The sequence below is a fragment of the Bradyrhizobium sp. WBOS08 genome (genome assembly GCF_024585125.1).
Lineage (GTDB): Bacteria > Pseudomonadota > Alphaproteobacteria > Rhizobiales > Xanthobacteraceae > Bradyrhizobium > Bradyrhizobium japonicum_B.
This window is the reverse complement of record NZ_CP028988.1, coordinates 513458-539598: the sequence shown is the minus strand read 5'-3', so window position 1 is coordinate 539598 and position 26141 is coordinate 513458. Positions and strand designations below refer to the sequence as shown.

At 66.0% G+C, this 26141-nt stretch carries 27 protein-coding genes; 13 read left to right on the top strand and 14 right to left on the bottom strand.

Annotated features, from left to right (window positions below):
• The first annotated feature begins 206 nt into the window (after positions 1-206).
• The 3 genes from DCM80_RS02530 (at position 207) to DCM80_RS02520 (ending at position 2819) form a co-directional block, all read left to right on the top strand.
• Positions 207-1841 (top strand): isocitrate lyase, encoded by a 1635-nt coding sequence (locus tag DCM80_RS02530; RefSeq protein WP_257195594.1) that lies wholly within the window; start codon positions 207-209, stop codon positions 1839-1841.
• Between the two features lie 30 nt (positions 1842-1871).
• Complete coding sequence (locus tag DCM80_RS02525) at positions 1872-2081, top strand: hypothetical protein (protein WP_028134831.1); 210 nt, start codon at positions 1872-1874, stop codon at positions 2079-2081.
• A gap of 183 nt (positions 2082-2264) precedes the next feature.
• Positions 2265-2819 carry a hypothetical protein gene (locus DCM80_RS02520; protein WP_257195593.1) on the top strand — a complete coding sequence of 185 codons (555 nt, stop codon included), beginning with the start codon at positions 2265-2267 and terminating at the stop codon, positions 2817-2819.
• Between the two features lie 120 nt (positions 2820-2939).
• On the opposite strand, the gene DCM80_RS02515 is transcribed toward DCM80_RS02520, so the two are convergent.
• Positions 2940-3821 (bottom strand): metallophosphoesterase, encoded by an 882-nt coding sequence (locus tag DCM80_RS02515; protein WP_257197859.1) that lies wholly within the window; start codon positions 3819-3821, stop codon positions 2940-2942.
• A gap of 107 nt (positions 3822-3928) precedes the next feature.
• Here DCM80_RS02515 and DCM80_RS02510 point away from each other — a divergent pair, with 107 nt between their 5' ends.
• Together DCM80_RS02510 and DCM80_RS02505 are read left to right on the top strand one after the other, a co-directional pair.
• Positions 3929-4420, top strand: a complete 492-nt coding sequence (locus DCM80_RS02510; protein WP_257195592.1) for an NUDIX domain-containing protein — start codon at positions 3929-3931, stop codon at positions 4418-4420.
• 150 nt (positions 4421-4570) lie between these two features.
• A complete protein-coding gene (locus DCM80_RS02505) occupies positions 4571-5086 on the top strand; it encodes a GNAT family N-acetyltransferase (protein WP_257195591.1) in 516 nt (171 codons plus the stop codon).
• 145 nt (positions 5087-5231) lie between these two features.
• On the opposite strand, the gene DCM80_RS02500 is transcribed toward DCM80_RS02505, so the two are convergent.
• From DCM80_RS02500 to DCM80_RS02465, 8 genes are all read right to left on the bottom strand, one after another.
• A complete protein-coding gene (locus DCM80_RS02500; protein WP_257197858.1) occupies positions 5232-5447 on the bottom strand; it encodes a DUF3551 domain-containing protein in 216 nt (71 codons plus the stop codon).
• A gap of 102 nt (positions 5448-5549) precedes the next feature.
• Positions 5550-5696 (bottom strand): hypothetical protein, encoded by a 147-nt coding sequence (locus DCM80_RS02495; protein WP_257195590.1) that lies wholly within the window; start codon positions 5694-5696, stop codon positions 5550-5552.
• Between the two features lie 96 nt (positions 5697-5792).
• Complete coding sequence (locus DCM80_RS02490) at positions 5793-8162, bottom strand: TonB-dependent receptor (protein ID WP_257195589.1); 2370 nt, start codon at positions 8160-8162, stop codon at positions 5793-5795.
• A 148-nt stretch (positions 8163-8310) separates the two neighbouring features.
• Complete coding sequence (locus DCM80_RS02485; protein ID WP_257195588.1) at positions 8311-8715, bottom strand: DUF2946 domain-containing protein; 405 nt, start codon at positions 8713-8715, stop codon at positions 8311-8313.
• Between the two features lie 154 nt (positions 8716-8869).
• A complete protein-coding gene (locus DCM80_RS02480) occupies positions 8870-10933 on the bottom strand; it encodes a hypothetical protein (RefSeq protein ID WP_257195587.1) in 2064 nt (687 codons plus the stop codon).
• Positions 10934-10940: 7 nt separating this feature from the next.
• Positions 10941-13745, bottom strand: a complete 2805-nt coding sequence (locus tag DCM80_RS02475; protein WP_257195586.1) for a DUF4159 domain-containing protein — start codon at positions 13743-13745, stop codon at positions 10941-10943.
• The gene (locus DCM80_RS02470; protein ID WP_257195585.1) at positions 13742-14686 is read right to left on the bottom strand and encodes a DUF58 domain-containing protein; all 945 of its coding nucleotides are present in this window, start codon (positions 14684-14686) and stop codon (positions 13742-13744) included. The genes DCM80_RS02475 and DCM80_RS02470 overlap by 4 nt, the downstream gene beginning before the upstream one ends.
• The gene (locus tag DCM80_RS02465) at positions 14686-15684 is read right to left on the bottom strand and encodes a MoxR family ATPase (RefSeq protein ID WP_257195584.1); all 999 of its coding nucleotides are present in this window, start codon (positions 15682-15684) and stop codon (positions 14686-14688) included. The genes DCM80_RS02470 and DCM80_RS02465 overlap by 1 nt, the downstream gene beginning before the upstream one ends.
• 257 nt (positions 15685-15941) lie before the next feature.
• On the opposite strand from DCM80_RS02465, the gene DCM80_RS02460 reads away from it, so the two are divergent.
• Genes DCM80_RS02460 through DCM80_RS02445 form a run of 4 tightly spaced genes read left to right on the top strand, consistent with a single transcriptional unit; the run spans position 15942 to position 18760 of the window.
• Entirely contained in the window at positions 15942-16553 is a 612-nt protein-coding gene (locus DCM80_RS02460; RefSeq protein WP_257195583.1) for a DUF1285 domain-containing protein, read from the top strand.
• Positions 16550-17221: a CoA pyrophosphatase gene (locus DCM80_RS02455; protein WP_257195582.1), complete on the top strand. Its 672-nt coding sequence runs from the start codon at positions 16550-16552 to the stop codon at positions 17219-17221. The genes DCM80_RS02460 and DCM80_RS02455 overlap by 4 nt, the downstream gene beginning before the upstream one ends.
• A complete protein-coding gene (locus DCM80_RS02450; RefSeq protein WP_257195581.1) occupies positions 17218-17481 on the top strand; it encodes a DUF6111 family protein in 264 nt (87 codons plus the stop codon). Before DCM80_RS02455 ends, DCM80_RS02450 begins: the two co-directional genes overlap by 4 nt.
• A 10-nt stretch (positions 17482-17491) precedes the next feature.
• Complete coding sequence (locus DCM80_RS02445; RefSeq protein ID WP_257195580.1) at positions 17492-18760, top strand: CCA tRNA nucleotidyltransferase; 1269 nt, start codon at positions 17492-17494, stop codon at positions 18758-18760.
• 64 nt (positions 18761-18824) lie between these two features.
• Here DCM80_RS02445 and DCM80_RS02440 read toward each other — a convergent pair whose 3' ends face one another.
• Positions 18825-19781, bottom strand: a complete 957-nt coding sequence (locus tag DCM80_RS02440; protein WP_257195579.1) for a LysR family transcriptional regulator — start codon at positions 19779-19781, stop codon at positions 18825-18827.
• 116 nt (positions 19782-19897) lie between these two features.
• Here DCM80_RS02440 and DCM80_RS02435 point away from each other — a divergent pair, with 116 nt between their 5' ends.
• The 3 genes from DCM80_RS02435 (at position 19898) to DCM80_RS02425 (ending at position 21406) form a co-directional block, all read left to right on the top strand.
• Positions 19898-20200 (top strand): monooxygenase, encoded by a 303-nt coding sequence (locus DCM80_RS02435; RefSeq protein ID WP_257195578.1) that lies wholly within the window; start codon positions 19898-19900, stop codon positions 20198-20200.
• Positions 20201-20211: 11 nt separating this feature from the next.
• On the top strand, positions 20212-20499 hold the full coding sequence (locus DCM80_RS02430) for an antibiotic biosynthesis monooxygenase (RefSeq protein WP_257195577.1): 288 nt from the start codon (positions 20212-20214) through the stop codon (positions 20497-20499).
• A 136-nt stretch (positions 20500-20635) separates the two neighbouring features.
• Positions 20636-21406: a sulfite exporter TauE/SafE family protein gene (locus DCM80_RS02425; protein ID WP_257195576.1), complete on the top strand. Its 771-nt coding sequence runs from the start codon at positions 20636-20638 to the stop codon at positions 21404-21406.
• A 132-nt stretch (positions 21407-21538) separates the two neighbouring features.
• Here the strand turns inward: DCM80_RS02425 and DCM80_RS02420 are convergent, their stop codons facing one another.
• A complete protein-coding gene (locus DCM80_RS02420) occupies positions 21539-22672 on the bottom strand; it encodes an acyltransferase (protein WP_257195575.1) in 1134 nt (377 codons plus the stop codon).
• A 702-nt stretch (positions 22673-23374) separates the two neighbouring features.
• Here DCM80_RS02420 and DCM80_RS02415 point away from each other — a divergent pair.
• Positions 23375-23863, top strand: coding sequence for a hypothetical protein (locus tag DCM80_RS02415; protein WP_257195574.1), 489 nt, complete (start codon positions 23375-23377; stop codon positions 23861-23863).
• A 127-nt stretch (positions 23864-23990) separates the two neighbouring features.
• Here DCM80_RS02415 and DCM80_RS02410 read toward each other — a convergent pair whose 3' ends face one another.
• From DCM80_RS02410 to hemF, 3 genes are all read right to left on the bottom strand, one after another.
• On the bottom strand, positions 23991-24194 hold the full coding sequence (locus DCM80_RS02410) for a DUF2158 domain-containing protein (protein ID WP_257195573.1): 204 nt from the start codon (positions 24192-24194) through the stop codon (positions 23991-23993).
• A 290-nt stretch (positions 24195-24484) separates the two neighbouring features.
• Complete coding sequence (locus DCM80_RS02405; RefSeq protein ID WP_257195572.1) at positions 24485-25231, bottom strand: HAD family hydrolase; 747 nt, start codon at positions 25229-25231, stop codon at positions 24485-24487.
• Positions 25222-26109, bottom strand: coding sequence for an oxygen-dependent coproporphyrinogen oxidase (gene hemF / locus DCM80_RS02400; protein ID WP_257197857.1), 888 nt, complete (start codon positions 26107-26109; stop codon positions 25222-25224). Before hemF ends, DCM80_RS02405 begins: the two co-directional genes overlap by 10 nt.
• Between the last annotated feature and the right edge of the window lie 32 nt (positions 26110-26141).

Sequence of the window (26141 nt, the reverse complement as noted above, 5' to 3'; positions counted from 1 at the left end):
AGGGCAGTCTTGCTGACCCAATATTTACAAATTTTACAAAGTAACAACTGTTACATGTTCTGATGTTACATGACATCACCAATAAAAAGCAAGCCATCTGTACGAAGTTTCCGTTTTCGCGTTTAGCTCCTGACACGCATCTCGCAATGCAGTGTCAAGAATGTCGATGGCCCGCCATCGCCATCGTCAGCGAAAGGATCAGGCACATGAACTACCAGCCGCGCGGCATCAGCACCCTCCAGGGCCCGTCCTCGTATCAGGACGAGGTCAAGGCGGCCCAGGCGCTCCTCGAGACCCAGCCGACCTGGAACGGCGTGTCGGCCGAGGCCGTCGCCCGCATGCGCCTGCAGAACCGCTTCAAGACCGGCCTCGACGTCGCCCGCTACACCGCGGCGCTGATGCGCGCCGACATGGCGGCCTATGACAAGGACCCGACCAAGTACACGCAGTCGCTGGGCTGCTGGCACGGCTTCATCGCCCAGCAGAAGCTGATCTCGGTCAAGAAGCATTTCGGCGGCAAGACCGATCGCACCTATCTGTACCTCTCCGGCTGGATGATCGCGGCGCTGCGCTCGGAGTTCGGCCCGCTGCCCGACCAGTCGATGCACGAGAAGACCTCGGTGCCGGCGCTGATCGAGGAACTCTACACCTTCCTGCGTCAGGCGGACTCCCGCGAGCTCAACGACATCTTCCGCCTGCTCGACAAGGCGCGCAAGGAAGGCGACAAGACCCGCGAGCAGGAGCTGATCGCGAAGATCGACAACTTCCAGACCCACGTCGTGCCCGTCATCGCCGACATCGACGCCGGCTTCGGCAACGCGGAAGCGACCTATCTGCTCGCCAAGAAGATGATCGAGGCGGGTGCCTGCGCCCTGCAGATCGAGAACCAGGTCTCGGACGAGAAGCAGTGCGGCCACCAGGACGGCAAGGTCACCGTGCCGCACGAGGTCTTCCTCGCGAAGATCCGCGCCTGCCGCCATGCCTTCCTCGAGCTCGGCGTCGAAGACGGCATCATCGTGACCCGCACCGACTCGCTCGGCGCCGGCCTGACGCAGCAGATCGCCGTCAGCCACAAGCCCGGTGACATCGGCGACCAGTACAACAGCTTCCTCGATTGCGAGGAAATCACCGCGGAGAACGCCCGCAACGGCGACGTCATCATCAACCGCAACGGCAAGATGATGCGCCCGAAGCGGCTGCCCTCGAACCTCTACCAGTTCCGCCCCGGCACCGGCGCGGACCGCTGCGTGCTCGACTGCATCACCTCGCTGCAGAACGGCGCCGACCTGCTCTGGATCGAGACCGAGAAGCCGCATATCGAGCAGATCGCCAGCATGGTCGACCGCATCCGCAAGGTCGTGCCGAACGCCAAGCTCGCCTACAACAACTCGCCGTCCTTCAACTGGACCCTCAACTTCCGCTGGCAGGTCTATGATGCCTGGAAGGACGCCGGCAAGGACGTCAGCAAGTACAACCGTGCCGAGCTGATGAAGGCGGAGTACGACGAGACGCCGCTGGCGCAGGAAGCCGACGAGCGCATCCGTACCTTCCAGGCGGATTCGGCCAAGCGCGCCGGCATCTTCCACCACCTGATCACGTTGCCGACCTATCACACGGCGGCGCTCTCCACCGACAATCTCGCTCGCGAATATTTCGGCGAGCAGGGCATGCTGGGCTACGTCAAGAACGTCCAGCGCGCCGAGATCCGTCAGGGCATCGCCTGCGTGAAGCACCAGAACATGGCCGGCTCCGACATCGGCGACGACCACAAGGAGTACTTCGCGGGTGAAGCCGCCCTGAAGGCGGGCGGTGCCCACAACACGATGAACCAGTTCGGCTAACCCATCACGCCATTCGACAGGAGACTGACAATGACCAAAGGCAGCAATTTCTGGGTGATCGGCGGCGAGTTCGGCTCGATGAACTTCCACAAGCTCGTGGAAGGCTCCGCCCAGGTCAAGGGTCCGTTCAAGACCCGCAAAGAAGCCGAGGACTGCTGGAAGGAAGTCTCGGAAGAGAGCCGCCACAAGGCCGGCGTCCGCTTCTCGATCGTGGAAGAGCCCTCGCGGGTCTCGGCCTGATCGCCCTCACTTAAGAAGACGTCCAAGGACGGACGGTCCCATCCAGGCCTGCCTGGGTGGGATCGTCTGTTTTTGGCACAGGTCAATCGGCTGTGGGCGCCGTAAGTAGCTGGAATTGTAGGCCTTTGCGGAGGGTTTGGTTGCTGATAGGTTAATGGCGGAAAGTCGAGGACGAGGCCGACAATGTCAGAGCCCGAGACCAGCGGGACCCATCCCGGCCAGCCGCGTCCGGTGCGGCTGCGCGATGCGCTGCTGCGCGCGCGGATCGAGGCCGCCGACCGGACCGGCGTCGTCGTCGATCTCAGGGACGCCGAGGTGGCGCGGCTCGAGATCCTCAATGATGCGCTCGATCCCCTGTTCGCTCAGGTACCTGATCAGATCGACCTGTTCGACCGCGGCGTCAGCCAGGGCGATACGCCGAGGCTCTGGATCGACGTCGTCGCCCACGTCGTGATGGGGCGCGACAAGCGGATGTACCGCTTCGTCCAGGACACCCGTTTCGGCCGCATCGTGCTCGCCGAATCGCACGACACCGCTGTTATCGTCGAGGCCGTCACCGACTATGTCGCGCGCCGCATGGTCGAGCGCGAACGGGCCATGGTCGTTCCTCCCGAGCCGCAGGCACCGGTCGTCGCGCCACCGCGCCGCTCGCGCTTCTGGCCGTTCGTGTTCGGCTTCGTGCTAGGTGCGGCCGCGCTGTTCGGCGTCGCGGTGCTGGCGGCCTTGCGGAGCTGGTGAGGTATCCTCCGCCGTCATTCCGGGGCGCGCGAAGCGCGAACCCGGAATCTCGAGATTCTCAGGTGTGCAAGGGCGCACCGGAGTTCGGCTCCCAGAGCCGCCCCGGAATGACGGCCAAGTCTAAATCAACCTCACATGTTTGATCTGCCCGACCTGAAACCCCGCCCCCAGGCTCCGCACCGTCTGCTCGCAGCGCCAGCCGGCATTGTCCTTCTCGATACGGAGCAGATTATACGCCGCCGCGGGGTAGCGTCCGTGCGCAAGCGCGGAGGCCGAGGGCACGCCGAGCGCGGGAATGTCGCCGTTGGGACCTTCGACCCACACGGTCGAATGAACGTGGTCGTGCCCGTGCAGGATCAGCTCGACGCCGTGGCGCTTGAGCAATTCGAGCAGCGCGGGCGCGTCGGTCATCCGCTTCTGACGGGCATCGGATTTCAGGGGATGATGCACCAGCAGCACGCGGAAGACGTCCTCGGTCGCGAGCCGTTCCAGGACCGTTTCGAGCGCGGCGAGTTGATCGCGTCCGAGCGTGCCCGTTGCCATCAGCGGCAGCGTCGGCACCGCCGTCGACAGGCTGATCAGCGCGAGCGGCCCGCGCCGGCGCACCGAGGGAAAACCGACGCGGCCGTCGTCGCCCGCAAGATAGGGCGCAAAGGTCTCGCCGAAGCGGTGCGAGGTAGCTCGGACATAGGCGTCGTGATTGCCGGGAATCGTCGTAACGCGGTCGGGCGGGCCGACTTCGTCGAGCCAGGCGCGGGCCGGCGCGAACTCGGCTTCCAACGCGAGATTGACGAGGTCGCCCGTCACCGCGATGTGGTCGGGCGCCTGCGCCTTCATGTCCGCGACCAGCGCGTCGAGCACCTCGCGGCGCTGGTACTTGTGGCGGTTGCGGGTCCAGTTGACGTAGCCGAAGGCGCGCTTGCCCGCGAGCTCGATCAGCCGCGGTTTCGGCAGCGGCGCAAGATGCGGATCGGACAGATGGGCGAGCGTGAAGGGAGCCAGCCTGTTGGGAGTCATGGGGCGCGATTGCCTCGCTATTGCTCCGCTGTAATGGCAAGCTCGCAAGCAACGCGCAAGCACGGCCTGAGCCGCGGCGTCGAGGAAGCCTGATGGGAGAACGTCTGAACCGAGCCCGACGCAGAGCCGAGCCGCTGCTGCGGCGCTTCTTCCACGCCTATTTTCTCCTGGTGCGCGGCATGACGCTCGGCGTCCGCGCCGTGGTGCTGGATGCCGACAACCGGGTCTTCCTGGTCAGGCACAGCTATGTCAGCGGCTGGTACCTGCCCGGCGGCGGCGTCGATTTCGGCGAGACCATGGATGAGGCGATGCGGCGCGAGCTCAAGGAGGAGGGCGACATCGATCTCACCGGCGAGGCGACCCTGCATGGCATCTTCCTCAACAGCCACGTCTCGCGCCGCGATCACGTCGCCGTCTACGTGGTCAGGCAGTTCAGCCAGGACCGGCTGCCCGCACCCAACCGCGAGATCGTCGAATGCGGGTTCTTCGCGATCGATGCGCTGCCCGAGGGGACCACGTCCGGCACGCGGCTGCGGATCGCGGAAGTGCTCGACGGCCGGCCCCTGATTGCGACCTGGCGGTGAGGGCGGGCCGTGTCTGCGCATGGGGATCGTCATTCGACACGAGCAGGCTGAGGTCTCGGAACACCTGTCGGATCGGCGCCCCAAAATGGACCTGAGCGGCTTCGCTGCCCAATGGACCGCGCCGCGTTCCAATGCTATCCCGCGATTGCCATGACCGACCTTTCACTCACCGTCCTTCCCGAGGCCGCCGGCGACGCCCAGTCGATCGAGCGGCTGCATGAACGCACCTTCGGTCCAGGCCGTTTCGTGCTCAGCGCCTATCGGATTCGCGAGCACGTCGACCATCTGCTCGAATTGTCGTTTACCGCCCGCATCGGCACGCTGCTGGTCGGCTCGGTCCGGCAGCTGCCGATCCTGATCGGCGAGACGCCGGCCCTGCTGCTCGGGCCGCTCACCGTCGAGCCGCCGTTTCGCGGCCACGGGGTCGGCCGCCTGCTGATGGAGCGTGCGCTGAAGGACGCGAAGGCGAAGGGCCACCGTCTCGTGCTGCTGGTCGGCGACGAGCCCTATTACAGTCGTGTCGGCTTCAAGCCGGTGCCGAAGGGCCGCGTCACGATGCCGGGCCCGGTCGATGCCGCGCGCATCCTGGTGTTCGAGCTCGTCGACGGTGCCTTCGACGGCGTGTCGGGGACGGTGGGCCCCGACTGGAGCAAGGCGCAGGGATAAGATCGGGCTGCCGCAGGGCTCGGCCGGCGCGGACGACCCGAAGCGCGCTCCATCGCCTGTCGAAAAAGCAGCTCGCGATCCGACAGCGGAAAAGCAGTTCTTTCTTCCAGCGTCGAGAAGAGAACGCCCGTCCGCACATTGTCTCTCAATGGCGAGGAGCTTTCTTCGGCCGCGGCTGCAATGCGCGCTGCTGGAACAGAATGTACCGGTTCACATCGCAGTATGTATTCCACCGGCCGGATGCCGAGGCCAGACACTGCTCTCTTGTTCGGTAAAGACACTCGCCGGACGGTCCGAGCTCTCCACCATAGACGCACCAAGGATAATCATATTCAGCATGAGCGGTGGTGATAGGCGCCATGAGGATCAGTATGAGAAGGATCGTGCGCATCGTGCCTCCATTCAAGAGCAGGGTGCCAGCAGTGAGCTGGCACCGAAGCGATATGGTGAATGTTGAGCTACATCAAATCTTCTCAGATACATATTGTTTCTGCTGCCTATAGTTCTGCAAGCCGTACTTGCCGATCGAACGTCTTGCTGTACCGTCCGAACGGACAATGAGGCCGCCGAGTCCGGCCTGGCCGCGCGCGCCTTGATCGCCCGGTTTCAATCCAGAATCTCCCTGCGGAGACAGCCTGGATTGCTTCGCTGCGCTCGCAATGACGGCATGTATGTCGGGGCCCGCAGGCCCCGACATACATCAAGCCTAGAACTTGAAGTTCGCGAACGCCCTGACGCCGATGCCGGGCATCAGCACCTCGTCCTTGGTGTAGGAGACGTGGTTGCGGATGTTCTCGTTGAGGAGATTGTTGCCGACGATGCCGGCCATCATCTCGCGTGCGCCGAACCAGTTGCGGTCGAGCTTGGTCTTGTAGCTGACCTCGGCCTTCAGCAGGTTGTAGCCCGCCGTCGGCGTCTCCGCGATCACGGCGACGTTGTTCTGCGCGAAGGCGTGCAACAGGTTGACGCGCATCAGCCAATTGTCGTCGCGCCAGAACACGCCGCCGCCCATCCGCAAGGGCGGAATGCGCGGCACGTTGGTGCCGTCGCTGAAGGTGGCGCGGACGAAGTCGAGCTGGTTCTCGATGCCCCAGATGCCGCCCTGGAAGGCGCCGACGTCGAGCTGCGACTGGAATTCGCCGCCGCGGAAATTCGCGTTGCGCTGTGAGTAGACCGCCTGGTTCAGCTCGGCGCCGGGCGTGCCGCAGGATGCAAAGTCGTCGTCGCAGGACACGCCGGTGAGGCGGCGATAGATGAAATTGTCGAAATGCGTGTAGTAGACGGTCGCCTCGAAGCGGAACGGCCCGGTCGCCCTGCGCACGCCGAGCTCGACCGATTTCGCGGTCTCGATACCGAGGTTCGGATTGCCGATGTCGAAGGTCGCGGTCGCGTCGTGGCCGCCGCGCGAGAACAATTCGGCAGCCTTCGGCGCGCGCTCGACATATTGCGCGGTGATGCTGCCGACCATGCCGCCGGGCAGGTCCTGCAACAGGCCGATGCTACCGCTCTTCGGCGTGAAGGACGGATTGCGCGAGGTCGCCGCCTGCGGCGTGCCGTCGGGCAGATAATCGGCCGGGAAGTCCGGCGTCGTGCCGCGCAGCTCGACGTGCTCAATGCGGCCGGCGATCTGCGCCCGTGTCGTCTCCGTGAACTTGAACTCGTTGAAGGTGTAACCGGCAACGCGGTTGCTGTTGTTCGGATCCCACAGGCCGTTGAACAGCGTGCCGGGATTGTCCGGGCTCGACGCGCTCAATTCCTGGTGGCCGACCTGGAAGCCGAGCGCGGTCGTCACCTCGGCGAAGCGGGCGTTGAACGGCATCAGCTGCACTTCGGTGCGGATCTCCTGCTCCTTGTTGGTGAAGGTCTGCCTGATGCCGTCGCTGGTGAGGTCGGCGGGATCGGCAAGACCGATCTCGTTATGGCGGTAGTCGGTCGCCCCGGCCCAGAAGCGGATGGTGTCGATCGCTGCCGCGTCGGGGTGGTATTCGCCCTTGACGTTGATCTTGGTCTGGTGCGCGTCGATCCGCGTGTTGTGGTCGGCGCCGTCGATGCCGGGGATGTGGTAGAGCGAGTCGTTCTGCGTGATCGATGCGCCGATATAGCCGCCGTGGAAGAAGTAGGAGCCGCCGATCGAGGCGCCGTCCGAGCGTGTCGCCGAGTTGGGCTGACGCCCGTTCACCGGGCGCGACTGGTCGTTGAGATAGGGATAGCTCGGGATGTAGTAATCCGAGGTCGTGCGGCCATAGGCATCGGCATGGAAGGCAAAATTGCCGCCGCCGGTGTCGAGCAGCACGCCGCTCTCGACACCGCGATCGACCGAGCTGAAGGCGGTGCGCGTCTCGGCGGTGACGCAAGGCGAGGTCGCCGCGCTCGCGAGCGGCGCCTTGGTCGGCAGGCCGTAGCTCTGGAACGACGGCGCGCAACTCGGCATCGCGTCCGGAATCCGGTTGTTGGTGGCGCTCACGACACCGCCGATCGAGGTCGAGCCGTAGCGCAGCGCGGCCGGTCCGCGCACCACCTCGACCTGGTTGGTCGCGAGCGGATCGATCGGGACGAAATGATCTTCGCCGAGATCGGAGGCGCCGCCGGCATTGGTGCCGTTCTCGACGATGCCGACGCGGTTGACGTCCAGACCCCGGATGATCGGCCGGCTCGAGGCGCCGGGCGCGAAGCTCGAGCCGGTGATGCCGGGCTTGGAGAACAGGAGATCGCCGAGCGTGCCGCCGCCGTTGCGCCGGATCTCCTCGTTCGGCACCACGGTGACGGTTGCGAACTGATCGGTCACAACAGGCAGCACGCCCTGCTGAGGCGCGGCAGGCACCGGTTCTGCCGGCGTTGCTTCCGCCGCTTGCTCGCGGCTGCGCACCCGCGCGGTCCGTGTACCGCGGCCTGGGTTGCGGGACGGCACCACCGCCCTGCGCACGATCGGGCTTGGCGCCGTCACCGTGACGGCGGGAATCTCGGTCGACGATTTGTCCTGTGCGGGCGTCTGGGCGAAAGCGGGCGTGGCGGCAGCGCCGAGCAGGAGCAGGCTTGCTCCGGCAAGTCGTTGCGCGCGTCGCGATTTGAATGACATTGTCCTGATTCCAGTCAGGCGCCGTCCGGGTGGTGGTCTGCTGATCGGAGGCGGCCTGCCGTCGCGGTGCGACGGAATTCGACTTCAACTTTTCCCGGCCGGAGCGCCTGAAAGCGCGACGGCGGGCGTGATCAAGTGGTGTCGGGAGTCAGGACGCGGGAGGGGCGCGCGGCTGGAACGCCGTGCCGGCCGATTTCAGATGGAGGAATTCGGCATCGGTGGTGCGATAGAGCAGGTCGATCGCCTGCGGCAGCTGCAACAGTGGCGGCGTCGCGAACAGGATCGTGCCCGCCATCGCGACGACGGCGCAAATCGCACAATTGTCTTCGCCCTGATGCTCGCGGTCGGGGCTTGCAGGCGATTGCTGGTGAACCGCCGCGCGGTCGACCGCAGCTTGATCCTTGCTGCCATCGACTTGGTGGTGAGTGGCCTGGGCAAGGGTAGCGGCTTGAGCGAACCAATGGCTGTGGCCGAACGTCAGCGCGAACTGCACCAGCATCGCGAACAACGCGAGCCGGGCGCCGTGCCTGATATTCGACCGGAACCACTTCATCGGAAAACGCCACCCCCACATCGCGAGGCGTCAAGTCCCTGGGGCACCGCGATGTTATAATGTAACATCGCTCCAATCGTCAGCTGATGTCAACGGCACTCCAACCCGCCCAGCGCGGGTGACTGTCCGATGTGGCGTTCGAGCAACGGAGCGTTCAGCGCCCCTCGCGGACCCAGGTCGCCGCAAACGCGCCGAGCAGCAGCAACAGGCCGATCAGGCCGGCAAAGATCGGCAGCACGCCGACGCCCTTGACGACGCTGGCATCGCGCATCCTGACCCCCATCCAGCCGTCGCCGGCAAAAACGCTGGCCGAACGCACCGGGAGGACGCGCGGCAGCTCGACGTTGGCGCCATTCGCCACGCGCACGGCGTTGCCGCCGGTCGCCTGCGTCAGCGGCTTCAAGGTCTCGACCGTGGAGGTGACTTCCGAAAACTCCTTCGGATTGGTCGGTCCGACATTGATCAGCGCCTTCAGTGTGCCGTCGGTGGCCTGCCACAGCCCGAGTTCGCTCGCCGGCAGGCTGGCGCGCCATTCGCCGGGCTCCCCTGGGCTCAGCGTCAAATCCTGCGAGGCGCCGGACGGCGAGGTCACGCTCACCGGCTGGACGCTGTCCGCCATGGTCTGGCGCACCACGACCAGATTCTTGCCCTGTACCTGGAGGCGCAGCGCCTCCTCGTCGAGGTCCGGCTGCTTCATCAGCCAGTGCGACATCCGCCGGAGCAGATCGAGGTGCGGGCCGCCGCCCTCATAGCCGCGCGCCCACAGCCAGATGTGGTCGGACAGCAGCAGCGCGACGCGGCCCTCGCCGAAGCGCGACAGGAACAACAGCGGCTTGCCGTCGACACCCGTCATCACCGGTGGGTTGACGGAATTGCGGGTATCAACGGTGCGGAAGAACCGGCTCCAGCGCGGCGGCTCGGAGGCGGAGCCTTCGAGGCCGCGCGTGACGGGGTGGCGTTTGCCGAGGTCGGACAGATGCGCATAGAACGGCTTCTCCGTCACCCCGACCGGCTCGGCCGGCAGCACCGTATCCAGCGGCGTGCGCCAGATGCTGGTGGTGGAGGCGTAGTCGGGGCCGGCCGAGACCAGCACCGCGCCGCCCGAGCGAACATAGCGCGCGATGTTGTCGAAATAGGCGATCGGCAGCACGCCCTGACGGGCGTAGCGGTCGAAGATGATCAGCTGGAATTCGTTGATCTTCTGCTGGAACAATTCGCGGGTCGGAAACGCGATCAGCGACAATTCGTTGATCGGCGTGCCGTCCTGCTTCTCCGGCGGCCGCAGAATGGTGAAGTGGACGAGATCGACGCTGGCGTCGGACTTCAAGAGGTTGCGCCAGGTGCGCTCGCCGGAATGCGGCTCGCCCGAGACCAGCAGCACGCGCAGCTTGTCGCGCACGCCGTCGATGGCGACGACGGCGCGGTTGTTCACCGGCGTCAGCTCGCGCTCGAGCGGGGAGGCTTCGATCTCGACGATGTTCGGTCCGGCATGCTTGATGTCGACGTCGACGCTCGCGGCCTGGCCGCTCGAGAGCGTGCGCTCGTTGATGACCTCGCCATCCCTGCGGATCGTGACCTTGGCGCGCTCGCCGGTGACGCCCTGGTCGTCGAGGCGGTAGCTGATGGTCTGGCTCTGCCCGACAATGCCGAAGCGCGGCGCGGCCGTGATCGCGATGCGGCGGTCGCGCTCGTCCTTCTGGCCGGTGACCAGCGCATGCACCGGCGCCTGGAAGCCGAGCGCGGCGGCGTTCGCCGGAATGTCGTGGACGCGGCCGTCGGTGATCAGGAACGCGCCGGCGACGCGGTCGACCGGCACGTCCGACAAGGTCGAGGCGAGGGCGCCGAACAGCCTGGTGCCGTCGGTCTCGCCGTCGGCCTGTCCGGCATCGACGACGCGCACCTCCAGCCCCTTGATCTTCTTCAGGCTGTCGACCAGCGCTTCCTGCGCAGCTGCGGCCTCGCGATTGCGGTTACCGAAATTCTGGCTCGGGCTCTTGTCGACGACGATCGCTGCGACCGAGGTGAGGGGCTCGCGTTCCTCGCGGGTGAAGGAGGGGTTGGCGAGCGCGAGCAGGAACAGCGCCAGCGCGGCCACGCGCACGGCAGCGCCGCGCGCACGCGCAATCAGCAGCACCAGCGCGACGACGACGATCGCGGCGAGCGCGAGCCACAGCACGATGGCGGGGACGAGCGGCGTGAATGCGATGCCGTAATTCATCTCGATCCTATTGCCCCAGCCGTTCGATCAGGGCCGGTGCGTGCACCTGGTCGGCCTTGTAATTGCCGGTCAGGGTGTACATCACGATGTTGGCGCCGGCGCGGTAGGCGAATTCGCGCTGGCGGGTGTCGCCGCCGGTCACCGGCAGCATGGCCTGGCCGTCGGGCCGCACCGCCCAGGCGCCGGCAAGGTCGTTCGAGGTGATGATGATCGGCGAGACGCCGTCGCCGCCGCGCGCCGGCCGCTGCGCGCTGTCCTCGTCCTCGTCGCGCGGCAGGGTCTCGACCCAGGTCTGGCCGGTGACGAAGCGGCCGGGGAAGTCGCGCAGCAGATAGAAGGTCTTGGTCAGCACGTGCTCGCGCGGCACCGGCTCGAGCTCGGGCACGTCGAGCGAGGACAGGATCTCGCGCAGCGTCTGCATGGCGGGGGTCTGCGCCGCGCCGTTCGCGCCGGGTGGGGCTTCGATCGCGTCGCGGGTGTCGAACAGCACGGTGCCGCCCTGCTTCATGTAGGCGTCGATCCTGTTGATGGCGTCCCGCGGCGGCTTCGGCGCGCCGGGCACGATCGGCCAGTAGATCAGCGGGAAGAAGGCGAGTTCGTCGCGCGCCGGATCGATCCCGACGGGATCGCCGGCCTCGAGCGCGGTGCGCTGGGCCAAGAACAGCGTCAGCCCGTTCATCCCCGCCTTGACGATGGAATCGACGTCGGCATTGCCCGTGACGACATAGGCGAGGCGGGTTTGCGCCGTCGCTTTCATCGCGAAATCGTCCGCGGCGCCGTCGGCGCGTGACGGCGTCGGCGCGAGCGTGGTGAGCAGCAGGCCGAGCACGATCATGGCGGGCGCGGCGCGGCGGCGCAGCAGCGCGGCGATCCCGCCGCCGAGCACCGCGACGATGATGGCGTCGATCAGGAACAGCGCGAGCGCCGTCGACAGCAGCCAGCCGCGCAGGTCGCGCGGCTCGGCATTGGTGTAGGTGGCGTGCCGGGCGCGCAGGCTCGTGGTGTTGAGGGCCGCGATGCGGTCGGCGCTGGCAAGCGTGTTCACGGCGAGCGGTCCTTCGGCCGGGCCGTAGAACCCGGGCGGATGATCTGATGTGGCGCGGTCGCGGTAATCGGCGGGCAGCGGCTTTGCGGTCGCCGGCGGCGGGCCGAAGGCGCCGAAGCCGTCGAGGATGTGCAGCGGCGCCACCGTCTCGGTGGTCGCTTCACCTGCAACGCCTGCGCCGGGCTTGGACGTGTAGCCGGACATGTCGACGATCCGCCGCAGCATTTCGACGAAGGTGCCGGACATCGGCAGATCCGACCAGCGCATGTCGGCGCTGACGTGGAACAGGCTGACCAGCCCCTTGCCGCGATGCTCGCCGGTGACGAGCGGCGTGCCGTCCTCCAGCGAGGCCCAGCTCTTGGTGGCGAGCACCGCGTCCGGCTCGGCCAGCACCTGGCGGCTGACGGCGACGTCCCTGGGGACCGCGACGCCGGCGAACGGGCCGTCGGCCGCGAAGGAGGCCAGATGCTGCGGCTTCTCCCAGGTCAGGCTGCCGCCGAGGGTGCGGCCGCCCTTGCGCAGCTTGACCGGCACGAGGTCGTCCTCGGCCTGCGCCAGTCGGGGCCCTGCGAACCGCACCAGGACGCCGCCCTGGTCGATCCAGGCGTTGAGGCGCTCGCGCAGCTCCGGCGCGATGGTGCCGACATCGGCGAGGATGATCATCGGCAGCTTCTGGTCCAGGAATTGTGTGATGCCCTGCTGCGGCGAGCCCTTGTCGGCGAGCCTGACGTCGGCGAACGGCGTCAGCGCACGGGCGAGGTAGAAGGTCGGCGCCAGCAGCGGCTGCGCGGTCTCGCTGGTGGAGCCCGAGACGATGCCGATGGCGCGGCGGCGCCAGCGCTTGTCGAGCAGCTGCACCGCGCCGGCGGAGCGCTCGCCCGAGATCTCGAGCCGGTTGATGTCGTTGCGCAGCTCGACCGGCAGATCGAACGCAGCGTCGGTCTCCTTGTCCTGCGGGCCGAACGAGAACCGCGCTTCGCCGATCGGCGAGGCCTTCTGGTCGAGCGCGCGCACGGTGCCGACCGCGATGCCGCTGTCGGTGCGCAGCACTTTCACCGTCATCTTCGCGGCGGCGTTCTCGGCCGCGACCAGCGCCAGCGGCGAGGGGGTGCCGCCATCGAAGATGGTCAGGCTGCGCTCGCCGATGGTCTTGCCGAGGCCGGCCACGAATTCCTCGCCGCGGCCGGTGTCGATGCCGTCCGACAGCCAGGCGATCTCGCAATCGCCGGTGGCTTTCAGGAAGCGGTCGATCGTGGCGAGCGTGTCGACGCGGTCGACCGAATAGGGTTTTGGCGCGAGCTGGCGCAGCGCGACGCGCGCGGCGCCCGCCGGCATCAGGGTGATGTCGCGGCTCGGCTCCGACAGCGGCACCAGCGCGATGGCGCGGCGGTCGTTGTCGGCGTTGGCGATCAGCTCGTCGGCGGCCCTGATCCTGACATCCCAGTGCGATGCGGCGCTCCAGCCGTCGTCGAACACGATCATCAGCGGCGCCTTGCTGCCGGCAAGGTCGGTCTGCGGATTCCAGATCGGGCCGGCGGCGGCGAAGATCACCAGCGCTGCCGCAAGCAGCCGCAGCGCGGTCAGCCACCATGGCGTCCGCGAGGGCGTCTCCTCGCGCGGGGCGATGTCGAACAGCAGGCGGGTCGGCGGAAACTCGATGCGGCGCGGCCGCGGCGGCATCACGCGCAAGAGCCACCACAGCACCGGCAGGCTGACGAGGCCGATCAGAAGCAGCGGTTGGGTGAAGGCGAGCGGCAGTCCCATCATGCGGCCGGCCCCGCCTTGATGGTCGTGGTGCGGGCGCCCGACTTGCTCACCTGCATGCCGGCATGCAGGAACAGCAAGAGTTCGGCGGCGGAGCGGTCGGTGGCGTGCGTCGTGAACAGCCAGTCGAGCTTGCCCGTCTCGGCGCGGATCTGGTCGCGATGCAGCGCGAGCCGCGTGGTGTAATCCTGTGCCCAGCTCTCGGCGCGGCCGGCGGTGATCACGCCGAACCCTTCGGGCTCGACGAACTCGACACGGCCGGAATAGGGAAACGATTCCTCGGCGGGGTCGACGACCTGCACCAGCGTGCCGTGCGCGCCCGAGCCGGACAGCCCTGCGAGCGTCGTCCTGATCTCGGAGATCGGCGACCAGAAATCCGACAGCACGATCGTCTCGGCGAGCGCGGCAGGCACGAAGGACGGCGGCAGGCTGAGCCGATCGGCATCGTCATGCAGCATCGCCTGCGCCATCTTGTCGATGACGCTGCGGCTCGCCGTCGGCGCCATCAGCCCGGGGATCCCGACGCGTTCGCCGCCGGCGACCAGCAGCTCGGCCAGCGCGAAGGCGACGATCAGTGTCCGCTCGAGCTTGGACTCGCGCGCGGTCTTCGAGGCGAACGCCATCGAGGGCGAGCGGTCGGGCCAGATCCAGACCGTGTGCGAGGCTTCCCATTCGAGCTCGCGGACATAGAGAAGGTCGTCCCGCGCCGACCGCCGCCAGTCGACGTTCTGCGCCGGCTCGCCGGAGACGAAACGGCGATATTGCCAGAAATTCTCGCCGGAGCCGGCGCGCCGCCTGCCATGCAGGCCGTGGATGACGTTGGCGGCGATACGGCGGGCCTCTAACACCAGGCGCGGCAAGGACGCTGCGAGCGTGCGGCTTTCGCCATCGGCACGTCGGATCGCGATGACCTCCTTCGCCGTGTGCCCGCTCTCCGCTGCCATCAACCGATCCGTGTCTTCAATTGCCGGATCACGTCCGGAATCGTGCGGCCTTCGGCGCGCGCCTGGAAGGTCAGTGCCATGCGGTGCTTCAGCACGGGCTCGGCGAGGTCGAGCACGTCGTCGACCGAGGGCGCCAGACGGCCGTCGATCAGTGCACGCGCGCGCACCGCCAGCATCAGGGATTGGCTGGCGCGCGGGCCGGGACCCCAGGCGATGAACTTGCCGGATTCGCCGGCGTCGGGGCCCGGACGGGCCGAGCGCACCAGCGACAGGATGGCCTCCACGACGGAATCGCCGACCGGCAGGCGCCGGATCAGCCGCTGCGCGGCGATCAGCGCGTCCGCGCTCATCGATCCCTTCGCCAGCGTTTCCTCGGCGCCGGTGGTCTCGAACAGGATGCGGCGCTCGGCGTCGCGGTCGGGATAGTCGACGTCGATCTCCATCAGAAAGCGGTCGAGCTGGGCTTCGGGCAGCGGATAGGTGCCTTCCTGCTCCAGCGGGTTTTGCGTCGCCAGCACGTGGAATGGTTTTGGCAGGTCGTGACGCGCGCCGGCCACGGTGATGTGCTGCTCCTGCATCGCCTGCAGCAGCGCCGACTGCGTGCGCGGCGAGGCGCGGTTGATCTCGTCGGCCATCAAGAGCTGCGCGAACACCGGACCCGAAATGAAGCGGAAGGCGCGCTTGCCCGTGGTGCTCTCGTCCAGCACCTCGGCGCCGAGAATGTCCGACGGCATCAGATCGGGCGTGAACTGGATGCGCTTGGCATCGAGCCCGAGCGTGACGCCGAGCGTCTCGACCAGCTTGGTCTTGGCGAGGCCGGGCACACCGATCAGCAACGCATGGCCGCCGGAGAGGATGGTGACCAGCGTGTTTTCGATCACGCGGTCCTGGCCGAAGATGACGGAGGCGATCGCATCCTTCGCGGCGCGAATCTGGCTCGACACCTGCTCGGCCGAACGGACGATCCCGTCCTCGAGTTTCTCGACACTCTCCGCCATCCGCTCGCTCCTTCAGCCCGCCATGCGGCTTGCCTGGGCCGTCATGTCATCGCATCGCGTCAAATCATGGGCCTATGCTAGGCTTGCAGGAAGGCCATGTATTCGTTGAATTAACCTATCCCCACCTTATCGGCTTCGGGTTATGTACGGCATCACGAAGTGGCGACCTCCACACCGGACTATCCCGGATGGAACCGTGCACCCAAGTACAACGTAGACCTGCACCAATCGTGCCAAAGACAAAGTCAGGGCAAACCATGGCGAACCAAGGGCAGAGCGCCGATCGTGGCCTCGAGGGGCTGACTGCCGCCGCCAAGAGTGCTGCCAATGCCGAAGGCGGCAAGAAGGGCCTGCCGCCGGTGCACCTGTGGAATCCGCCGTTTTGCGGCGATCTCGACATCCGAATCGCCTCCGATGGTACTTGGTTCTACTTGGGCACGCCAATCGGGCGTCCCGCCTTGGTGCGGCTGTTCTCGACCATCCTCAAGCGTGAGGGCGACAAGCATTTCCTGGTCACGCCGGTGGAGAAGGTCGGCATCCGCGTCGATGATGCGCCGTTCATGGCGGTCGAGATGCAGAAGGACGATGAGAACGGCCATCGCGTGCTGCGCTTCCGCACCAATGTCGACGACTGGGTCAGCTGCGGTGCCGCGCACCGGCTGCGCTTCGAGCAGGCGGCGGACGGCGGGCTGACGCCTTACCTGCATGTCCGAGCCGATCTCTGGGCCAAGGTCACGAGGGCGCTCTATTACGATCTGGTTGACATGGGCGAGGAGCGGATGGTCGATGGCCAACCGATGTTCGGCGTCGAATCATCAGGCGAGTTCTTCGCCATGGCCGATGCGGAGCAGGTGAGGGCCGCGCTTTGACCAAGCCTATCCTGAAGAGCGACCAGGTCGTGCTCGGCGCGGCGGATTTCTTCGCCCGCTCGAAGGCAAAGCTCGGCTTCGACGTGCCGCCCGGCCTCTACGATCCCAACATCATTCCCGCCTCGGGCGATCCCGGCACCGACAAGATGCTGGAGATCATCGCACGCGAGCAGCCGGTGCGCCCCGCGGCGGTGCTGATCGCCGTGGTCGATCATCCCGAGCCGACCATTCTGCTGACGCAGCGCGCGGCGCATCTCAACGACCATGCCGGCCAGGTCGCCTTTCCCGGCGGCAAGATCGACGCGACCGATTCCTCGCCGCTGGACGCGGCGCTGCGCGAGGCCGAGGAGGAGGTCGGGCTGTCCAGGGACTTCGTCGAGCCGCTCGGCTATCTCGATCTCTACGGCACCGCATTCGGCTTCCGCATCCTGCCGACGGTGGCCAAGGTCCGGCCGGGCTTCTCGCTCACCATCAACCATTCCGAGGTTGATGATGCCTTCGAGGTGCCGCTATCCTTTCTGATGAACCCGGTGAACCATCAGGTGCACAGCAAGGAATTCCGCGGCATGGAGCGGTCCTATTACGCGATGCCGTTCGCGGAGCGCTACATCTGGGGGGCGACGGCGGGAATGCTGCGTGTGCTGTATGAGCGGATCTATTCGTCATGATCCGGACGGTTCTGACCGAGATCGGAATCTTCCTCATCCCGTTTGCCGTCTATGCGCTGTTCCTGGCCGCGAGCCGCTCCGGTGTGTTCGCGCGTTCGTCCTGGCCGGTCACGATCGTCGCGCGTCTCTCCCTGGTCGCGCTTGCGCTCGTCATCGCGGGCCTGATCGGCCTTGCGGAGTTCTCCGGCGCGCCACCGGACTCGACCTACGTTCCCGCCCATGTCGAGAACGGGCGGCTGGTGCCGGGCGTGGAAAAATAGGGGCAGCACGATGAGCGCCGAGCCATTACTCGCGCCGGTCCTTGCCGATGCGCCCTGGCTGATCTCGGGCGGGACCGCGCGCGTCCTGCAATTGCTCAATGCCGACGGCGAGGAGGCACGGGTGGTCGGCGGCGCGGTGCGCAACGCGCTGCTCGGCCTCAAGCCCGGCGACATCGACATCGCGACCACGGCGCGGCCCGAGGAGGTGATGCGACGTGCCAAGGCTGCCGGCATCAAGGGCGTGCCGACCGGCATCGATCACGGCACCGTCACGCTGGTCATCGACGGCCATCCCTATGAAGTCACGACGCTGCGCGAGGACACCGAAACCTTCGGCCGCAAGGCCAAGGTCGCGTTCGGCCGCGACTGGGTGAAGGACGCCGAGCGGCGCGACTTCACCATGAACGGCCTGTCGGCCGACGCGAAGGGCGTCGTTTACGATTATGTCGGCGGCATCGCGGATGCCAAAGCGCGCCGCGTCCGCTTCATCGGAGATCCCGACCAGCGCATCGCCGAGGACTATCTGCGCGTCCTGCGCTTCTTCCGCATCCACGCCGCTTTTGGCGCGGGCGAGCCCGACCGCGACGGCTATCTCGCCTGCATCCGCGGCCGCGCCGGCCTTGCCAGCCTCTCGGCCGAGCGGGTGCGGATGGAGATGCTGAAGCTCCTGGTGGCATCGGGCGCGTCCGCGGCCGCGCTGGCCATGGCCGAGGGCGGCCTGCTGCAGACGCTGGTCGGCGGCGTCGTCTACACCGGACCGCTGGCGACGATGATCGCGGTCGAGCGCGAGCTCGGCCTCGCCGCCGGCAGCACGCGGCGCCTCGCCGCGCTGACCGTCGCCGTGACCGAGGATGCCAAGCGCGTCGCCGCGCGTCTGCGGCTGTCCAATGCCGAGACCAAGGCGCTGGATTCGATGGGACACCGCTGGTGGCGCCTCGCCACCAAGGACGAGGCCAATGCGCGGCGGCTGCTCTACCGGCTCGGGCCTGAGCGCTATCACGATCGCGTGTTGCTGGGCTGGGCGCGGAGCGGCGGCGATGTCGCCTCCGCGCGCTGGCGCGCACTCGCCGAGCTGCCGCAGCGCTGGACGGCGCCGAGATTTCCGCTGAGGGCCGCCGACTTCATTGCCCGCGGACTGCCCGAAGGACCCGCGCTCGGACACGTGTTGACGCTCGCCGAGGACGCTTGGCTCGCGGCGGATTTTCCCCTGGAGCAAGCCGCACTCGCTGCCATCGCCGATCAAGCTGCGGCCCGCGTCAGCCGCGACGAGAAAACCTAGGCTTGATAGCGCTGATCGTGGTACCCCGGGATCGCCCCGAGCATCGGACTTTCGCCTGTCTCAGCTAGACCAACCGGCTTCCCGCGAGCATGATGCGGCGCTCCTCCATTTGTGGCGCCCACGGGTCACCCGAGGGATCGTCACCCAGTCTCTCTGCGAGAAAGTCGATAAAGAGACGAAGCCGGCTCGGTGAGAAACGCCGATGCGGGTAGAGGACATGAACGCCGAGGCTGCCCCAGTCGCAATCCTCCAGGATCGGGATCAGCAGGCCCCCCTCGATGTCCTTGCCGCAGACAAATGACGGAAGCCAGGAGACGCCAAGGCCCGCAACGGCCGCCTTGCGCAAAGTATCGGCGCTGGTCGAGGCGAGCCGGGCGGTCATCCTCACCCTGCCGTGCATCTCACGCCGGCGCCAGGACCAGTCCAGACGAGGTGCGGGCTGCGAGAAGGTCAGCGCGGGCAGGGTTGCGAGCATCTCGGGCGTCTCGGGTACGCCGTGCCTGGCCAGGAATTCCGCACTTGCCACGACGCGAAAGTGGGTTGTCGCGAGCTTGCGTCCGATCAGCGCGGTGTCGAGCGACGGTGCGACCCGGATCGCCATGTCGAAGCCTTCTTGCACGAGATCCACCGGGCGGTTCGTCAGGTCGGCGACGACGGCGATCCCGGGATGCCGCGTCATGAAATCGACGAGCAGCGGCGCGAGGTGGTCCTGGCCCAGTTCGACCGGCGCCGTCACGCGGAGGGTCCCGCGCGCCAGTCGTTTCTCCGCTCCGACGGTACCCTCCGCCTCGTCGACGGCTTCGAGGATTGCGAGCACCTTCTCGAGGTAGAGCTGCCCCTCCGGAGTCGGTCGGACCGAGCGTGTGGTTCTGTCGAGAAGCCGGGCTCCGGTGCGATCCTCGAGATGACCGACATGCTTGGCCACCATTGCGGCTGACATCGCGCAGGCGCGGGCCGCCGCATTGAATCCGCCGAGCTCAACCACCCGCACGAAGACACGCATGCTGCTCAGCGTATCCATGGCCTATCGCACACTCCCAGTCATCATCGTTCCTACCACGCGGTGAATTCCCGCAAGCGCCTCGGCGGCGTAGATCGCGCGAGCCCGCTCTGGCCGTTGCGAACAAGAGGTACCACATGACGACATTGCTGCAATTCGACTTCCCGTTTGATGGGCCGTGGGGAGAAGATCTCCACATCGCCTGCCGTGATCTTGCGGACGACATCGCGGCCCAGCCCGGGCTCATCTGGAAGCTCTGGGGCGAGGACCGCGACGCCGGCCGCGCGGCAGGCGTCTACCTGTTCGAAACGCCGGCAGCTGCCGCTGCGTATGTCGCCAAACATCGGCCCCGTCTCGCCGCCTTTGGCGTGACCGACCCCGTCATTTCGTCCTTCAGCCTCAACCTGCCGCTGTCTCGCATGACGCGGGCGCCATTCTGAGAGGGTAGGCGATGTACACGACCATTGCCGAGGTCGAGATCGAGGATCTCGCGCGCTTTCTGTCCGTCTTCGCAACGGATGGCCGCAACAAGCGGGAGGCGCATGGAAGCCTCGGCGCCGAGGTGCTGTTCGCATCGGATGGCTCGGACCGGGTCATCGTCCTGATCGACTGGCGGGACGAAGCGGCCTGCGACGCCTTTCGATCCGATGCCTCGGTGCCGCCGACAATGGCCAAAGGCGGTGCCAAGGGCCGGCCGCGATTCACCGCCGTCATCAGGGCGGGCCGGTTCGTTGCATGACGTCGGACGCGGCGGCCAGGCCGGCTGCCGCGTGCCTCGCTGACGGTTGCCTCGTCGCGGATTCTCCACTAGACGAAGCCACGCTCGCGTCCATCGCAGCTCAAGCTGCGGCACGCGTCTGCCGCGATCGGAAAACGTGACCATCTTCTCAGGCCTTGCCGACATCTCGCTTCCGCAGCTGCTGCTGGTCGCGTTGATGGCGTTGTTTGCTTCGATCATCGGCGGCCTCGCCGGCTACGGCACCGGCGCCCTGATGCCGCTGGTGCTGGTGCCGCTGGTCGGTGCCGAGCCCGTGGTGCCGATCATCGCGATCTCCGCCATCTTCACCAATTGCAGCCGCGCGGTTGCCTACCTGCGCTACGCCGATCGCCGCCGCGCAGGTATCGTGCTCGCCTGCGCCGCGCTGACCACCGCGCTCGGCGCCTACGGTTATACGCGGCTGACCAATGCGGGCGCGGCGCTCGTAATCGGCGCCATGCTGATCCTGAGCGTGCCGCTGCGCCGCGTGCTCCGCCGCCGGAGCGTCCGGATCGGCGACGGCGGCCTTGCCGCCGGCTCGGTCGGCTACGGCGTCCTGGTCGGCGGCACCTCCGGCTCCGGCGTGATCCTGCTCTCGCTCCTGATGGCGGCCGGCCTGGAGGGCGCCGCCGTGATCGCGACCGATGCGATGATCTCGCTCGGCACCGGCCTGATCAAGATCTCGGTGTTCGGCCTCGCCGGCGCCGTCACCGCACAGGTGCTTGCCTTCGCGCTCCTGATCGGCGTGATCGCGATCCCCGGCGCCTTCCTGGCAAAGGCCTTCGTCGAGCGGATGCCGCTGCACATCCACACCGCGATCCTCGATGTCGCTGTCATCACCGGCGGGCTGGTGATGATCTCGGCGGCGGCGAGGCAGCTCCTGGCGTAGACGGATGGGCCCGATTGGGCATGCGCAACGTGCCCGCGATCCAGGCTCGTTCTCGTGAACGTCGGCTGCTGAGCCAACCGAAGGCGCCGGCTCAACGGTCTGCGGCAGCCTTGACCCGAAGCAGACCTCAGATCATCGAGCCCGAGATCGCGGATCGGATTTCAATGCGGATGCAGTGCCGCCGAACCCTTTTTTGGATCGCACGATGTAGGCCGTCCGCAGTCGTAGAAGCGGTTTCTCGAAGAATTCGAATGACAGCCCCGCCACGGGTGCGAATGCTGCGAAAAGCAAGGTCGCAGCTGGGAGCGCCCACCAAAAGTTGGTGTCTTGGCCACCACGGTCTTTGACGAGGAATATTGCGACTTCGCGCAGGAAGAAATGCAGGAGATAGATCGAATATGACCACTCTCCGACTTTGCGAAGGCAGAGATCAACCTTTGGGGGAAAGCTAATCCCTGAATTGTCGTACCAGGCGATGAAACTGCCAAAGGCTACGGCCTGGATCGACGGAATGACTATCCATAATGCCGAGGGAGAGGGATAGGCCCCATCGAGGTAGAAGAAGCCGCCCTCGGCGTCGAAGATTTGCCAGAAGATCAGGAAAAGCAGCCCACACGTGAAAGCCACGACGCGACGTGCCTTTGCGCTAAGGCCAGCCGTCGCGAAGAACATGCCCATCAGAAACTGGTCGATCGCCCCGACGATGGTCCAATACGCCACGAGCTGGACCTCTCCGTATCTTAGCCAGAGAAGCGCACGCAGGCAGAGGCTGAGACAGATGCCGATGAGCAGCGCATGAGGACCAAAGCGGTTGCTAAGCGCAAGCAGGTACGGGAACAGCAGGTAGAACTGAAATTCGATCGTGATCGACCAAGCTCCGTTCGGCAACGTCGGCAGCAAGACTCCGCGCCAGATCTGACTGAAGTCAATTGGAGGCCCAATGTGAAGCTGGCCAAGAAGATACCAGGCGGCCAGAGACGCGGCGAGCAAGGGTACCAATCTTACGGCGCGACTCCAAAGAAACGCGGGATAGTTGATCGCCTGCCCGTTCACCAGCTTGGCGAAGAGGTAGCCACTCAGCGTCATGAAGAGCCCAACGCCGACGTGCCCCTCATCCAGCAGCGCGAAAGGAAATGGCGGCACGGCGGAGAACGGCACCGGGAATTGATTAGTCAGATGGGTGAAGTGCCACACGAAAACGAGGTAGGCCGCCAGAGCTCTGATGTGATCGAGGCGAGAAAAATATAGGCCATTGCTGGATTTCATGAGATCACGAACGATGCTCGGTCAAAATCGATCAGATAAGCCGACTAGCTGCTCGAAGCTTCCGCAACGCTAGGAGTTGCTGCTTCTTGATGGCGTTGCGACTTCATCTTGAATCAACCTAGAGGAGCAATCATTTCCAGTTTCATAAGGGGCGGTTGTTCCATGGGTAATCTCTCTTGGAAGGATTGTTTGGTTAGCAAAGCTTTAGTGGAACTGATGATCGTTGAATGGGGCCGGAAGCATGGACGCGAGTTCGCATCGGGCGCCTTCGTGGTCCTCACGTTGCCGAATGTGGCCGTAGGGATGCGTGAACCGCTTGGTTGCCCGGGAGCATCAGTTGCAACTCCTCGTGCGGATTAAAGCTTGCGCCGGTCGCAAGAATGTTCGCGTGATCTCGGCGGCCAGCATCGGCTCAACGGCTGCCATGGGTTCAAGCGGACCTGAGTCGCGAATCGGCATCATCGACGCCCAAACCAGACGTTCTGACCAGAACAAATCGGCCAACTCGCCGTCGCACGCGCCAGCGGCAGTACCACACTCCAGAATGAAAGGTTGTGCGCGCCGGTTAATGCACGCTTAGTCTTAGTCGGGTTACAGTAGTCCGTTCGTTGCTGCTTGCTAGCCCTGAGGCCGTATGAGTCTGTGGTTTTCCTTGAGCGACGGGCTCGCAGGTGTCCCAACCCCTTGGAGTGCTGTTCAGAGATGAAGATCAAGCTCGCCATTGCAGCATTCGTAGTCCTCGGTATCGCGGGTCTCGGTAATGCTTACATGCGTAGCCATCCGCCGTTCACGTCCCAATTTGTGCAGACCTGCGAAAAGGCGATTCAAGAGCGGCTGGCGGATCCTTCCACCTATCAACGGATCGACCTGGAAGACTCCAGAAGAACGATCACGTGGGACGAATTTTTCGCAGAGCCGGAACGGGCCGTACCCGAGTCAACCAGAAGATTCATGATGCAATCAGCGCGGCACCCGCCGGTTCAGTATGTGGCGCTCATCGACTACCAGGCTCAGGATTCCCTCGGCGCCATCATGCGAGAAAGGGCATCATGTACGTTCAACTCGCTCACTGGCGACGATGCGCCGACCCGTACGTCTTGGGTGAAGATCGATGGCGAACGCAATCTGGAGTGGGCCGCCAGGCAGCCCAACGCCGCAACGCTCCACCGGCGCTTGGTGAAAAATCTATGATGCGGCGGGTCGGCTATTGGCCTTTCTGCGACATCCAGCCATGTCCGCTGTTGCCCCGCGATTGGCAGATCAGCGGATATCGAACGCGTAGCAGGCCGGCCTGACCGGGATGCGGTCTTGAGCGCGCCTACTCTTCGTCCTCGTCGTCTTCCTCCTCCTCCTCATCGTCCTCTTCCACCTGCACCAGCACGGCCAGCGGCAGCGTCTCGCGGAACAGGTCGCCTTCCATGCCCATCCAGAGGCAGAGCACGTCGCTCTCCTTCACCTCCGCAACCGTCAGCGGCTGGCCGCCGGATTTCAGCATCACGACATCGCCGGCTTTCAAGTCCATGGAGTGTTCCTTTCGCGTGATTGACCCGGAAGGGAAGCTAGCAGGCGGTCATGACGGGCCGATCACGCAGGCCGGTCGTGCCGATAGAATCCGGCGGTGGGTCCGGCGTGGTGCACAAGATCCTGCTGCCGCACTGAGCCTCTGGGCATCCGCCTCTTGATCGTGCGACGTCATGCCCCTGTTTTGACTGACTCATCAAAGGCGTTTCGCAAAATCCGTAAGCCCTTGATTTTGCAGGGGCCGTCTACTGTGCATGGGGTTGTTTTTCGACTTTTTGTTGGGCGGCCTGCTCAGGGCCTATCCGGCACCAATTCGCTCAGCGAGCGGATGATGCGGTCGGGCTTGACGGTCGAGCCCTCGGGCAGGCCGTCGCCGTGCACGTCGATCCAGATCGAATAGATGCCGAGCCGCTGCGGCGTCACGACTTCCCATTCCAGATTGTCGCCGATCATCCAGGTGTCCGCAGGCGTGACGCCGAGCGCCTCCATCGCGTGCAGATAAGCGCGCTCCTCGGGCTTGCCGAAACCGTGCTCGCCCTCGATCTGGATGTGGTCGAAGCGATGCGCCAACTCGAACCGCTCGACCTTGGCGCGCTGCATGTCGGCGGCGCCGTTGGTGACCAGCGCGAGCTTGACGCCGCGTGCCCTGAACGCGTCGATCGCATCATGCGCACCGGGGAAGACGAAGATCGCTTCCTCGCGGAAGGTGGTGAAGCGGTCGGCGATGCGGTCGGCGAGATCGTCCGGGAGGGCGCGATGGCCGTCGGCGGCGAGCGCGGCGAAGCCGCCGCGCACTGTGAGCCGCCGCGCCTCGCCGAGCTTCATCCGCCAGATCGGCTCCGCGGTCGACCAGAACTGCCTGGCATAGGCCAGCACCGCGGTCGCGACCTGCGGTGGCGGCAGCGGCGCAAGCTCCTCGGCGAACTCGTTCGCGATCGTGTTCCAGGCGATCTCGGGCCGGCCATAGGCCGACAGGATGGTGTCGTCCATGTCGATCAGCATGGCGCGGGGGAGCTGCTTCGAAACGGTCACGGCCATTTCACCTCCGGGGGCATCGACGACAGGATCGAATCGACATTGCCGCCGGTCTTGAGCCCGAAGATGGTGCCGCGATCATAGAGCAGGTTGAACTCGACGTAGCGGCCGCGCCGGATCAATTGCTCCTCGCGGTCGGCGGCGGTCCAGGCGCGGGCGAAATTGCGCCTGACGATGTCGGGGTAGACCTTCAGGAAAGCGCGGCCGACGTCCTTGGTGAAGGCGAGGTCGGCCTCCCAATCGCCGCTGTCGTGCCAGTCGTAGAAGATGCCGCCGATGCCGCGCGCCTCCTTGCGGTGCGGCAGGTAGAAATACTCGTCGCACCATGTCTTGTACTTGTCGTAATCGGCAACGCCGCTGTTCTGCGCGCAGGCCTCCTTCATCGCGGCGTGGAAGGCGATGGTGTCGGCATCGTCCTGCGTGCGCCGGCGGTCGAGCACCGGGGTGAGATCGGCGCCGCCGCCGAACCAGGCTTTCGTGGTGACCACGAAGCGCGTGTTCATGTGCACGGCGGGCACGTTCGGATTGCGCATATGCGCGATCAGTGAGATGCCGGAGGCCCAGAACTTAGGGTCGTCCGCCGCGCCGGGAATCTGGGCGCGAAATTCAGGGGCGAACTCGCCGTGCACGGTCGAGCAGTGCACGCCGACCTTCTCGAACAGCCGGCCGTGCATCATCGACATCACCCCGCCGCCGCCGGGCGCGCCGGTATGGTCGGCGCGCTGCCAGGGCGTGCGCTTGAAGCGGCCGGCTGCGCCCGGATAGAGGTCTTGCGGGGCGTCGTCCTCGAGCCGCTCGAAGCTCGCGCAGATGTCGTCGCGCAAGGATTCGAACCAGGTGCGGGCGCGGGCCTTGCGGTCTTCGATCGTCGAATTGTCCATCTTCATTCCCGGTCGCTTACCACGCGGAGTGT

Coding starts and splice junctions, on each gene's coding strand:
- DCM80_RS02530 (WP_257195594.1), top strand. CDS start 207: ATGAACTACCAGCCGCGCGGCATCAGCACCCTCCAGGGCCCGTCCTCG.
- DCM80_RS02525 (WP_028134831.1), top strand. CDS start 1,872: ATGACCAAAGGCAGCAATTTCTGGGTGATCGGCGGCGAGTTCGGCTCG.
- DCM80_RS02520 (WP_257195593.1), top strand. CDS start 2,265: ATGTCAGAGCCCGAGACCAGCGGGACCCATCCCGGCCAGCCGCGTCCG.
- DCM80_RS02510 (WP_257195592.1), top strand. CDS start 3,929: ATGGGAGAACGTCTGAACCGAGCCCGACGCAGAGCCGAGCCGCTGCTG.
- DCM80_RS02505 (WP_257195591.1), top strand. CDS start 4,571: ATGACCGACCTTTCACTCACCGTCCTTCCCGAGGCCGCCGGCGACGCC.
- DCM80_RS02500 (WP_257197858.1), bottom strand. CDS start 5,447: ATGGCGCCTATCACCACCGCTCATGCTGAATATGATTATCCTTGGTGC.
- DCM80_RS02490 (WP_257195589.1), bottom strand. CDS start 8,162: ATGTCATTCAAATCGCGACGCGCGCAACGACTTGCCGGAGCAAGCCTG.
- DCM80_RS02485 (WP_257195588.1), bottom strand. CDS start 8,715: ATGAAGTGGTTCCGGTCGAATATCAGGCACGGCGCCCGGCTCGCGTTG.
- DCM80_RS02480 (WP_257195587.1), bottom strand. CDS start 10,933: ATGAATTACGGCATCGCATTCACGCCGCTCGTCCCCGCCATCGTGCTG.
- DCM80_RS02475 (WP_257195586.1), bottom strand. CDS start 13,745: ATGATGGGACTGCCGCTCGCCTTCACCCAACCGCTGCTTCTGATCGGC.
- DCM80_RS02470 (WP_257195585.1), bottom strand. CDS start 14,686: ATGGCAGCGGAGAGCGGGCACACGGCGAAGGAGGTCATCGCGATCCGA.
- DCM80_RS02465 (WP_257195584.1), bottom strand. CDS start 15,684: ATGGCGGAGAGTGTCGAGAAACTCGAGGACGGGATCGTCCGTTCGGCC.
- DCM80_RS02460 (WP_257195583.1), top strand. CDS start 15,942: ATGGCGAACCAAGGGCAGAGCGCCGATCGTGGCCTCGAGGGGCTGACT.
- DCM80_RS02450 (WP_257195581.1), top strand. CDS start 17,218: ATGATCCGGACGGTTCTGACCGAGATCGGAATCTTCCTCATCCCGTTT.
- DCM80_RS02445 (WP_257195580.1), top strand. CDS start 17,492: ATGAGCGCCGAGCCATTACTCGCGCCGGTCCTTGCCGATGCGCCCTGG.
- DCM80_RS02440 (WP_257195579.1), bottom strand. CDS start 19,781: ATGGATACGCTGAGCAGCATGCGTGTCTTCGTGCGGGTGGTTGAGCTC.
- DCM80_RS02435 (WP_257195578.1), top strand. CDS start 19,898: ATGACGACATTGCTGCAATTCGACTTCCCGTTTGATGGGCCGTGGGGA.
- DCM80_RS02430 (WP_257195577.1), top strand. CDS start 20,212: ATGTACACGACCATTGCCGAGGTCGAGATCGAGGATCTCGCGCGCTTT.
- DCM80_RS02420 (WP_257195575.1), bottom strand. CDS start 22,672: ATGAAATCCAGCAATGGCCTATATTTTTCTCGCCTCGATCACATCAGA.
- DCM80_RS02415 (WP_257195574.1), top strand. CDS start 23,375: ATGAAGATCAAGCTCGCCATTGCAGCATTCGTAGTCCTCGGTATCGCG.
- DCM80_RS02410 (WP_257195573.1), bottom strand. CDS start 24,194: ATGGACTTGAAAGCCGGCGATGTCGTGATGCTGAAATCCGGCGGCCAG.
- DCM80_RS02405 (WP_257195572.1), bottom strand. CDS start 25,231: ATGGCCGTGACCGTTTCGAAGCAGCTCCCCCGCGCCATGCTGATCGAC.
- hemF (WP_257197857.1), bottom strand. CDS start 26,109: ATGGACAATTCGACGATCGAAGACCGCAAGGCCCGCGCCCGCACCTGG.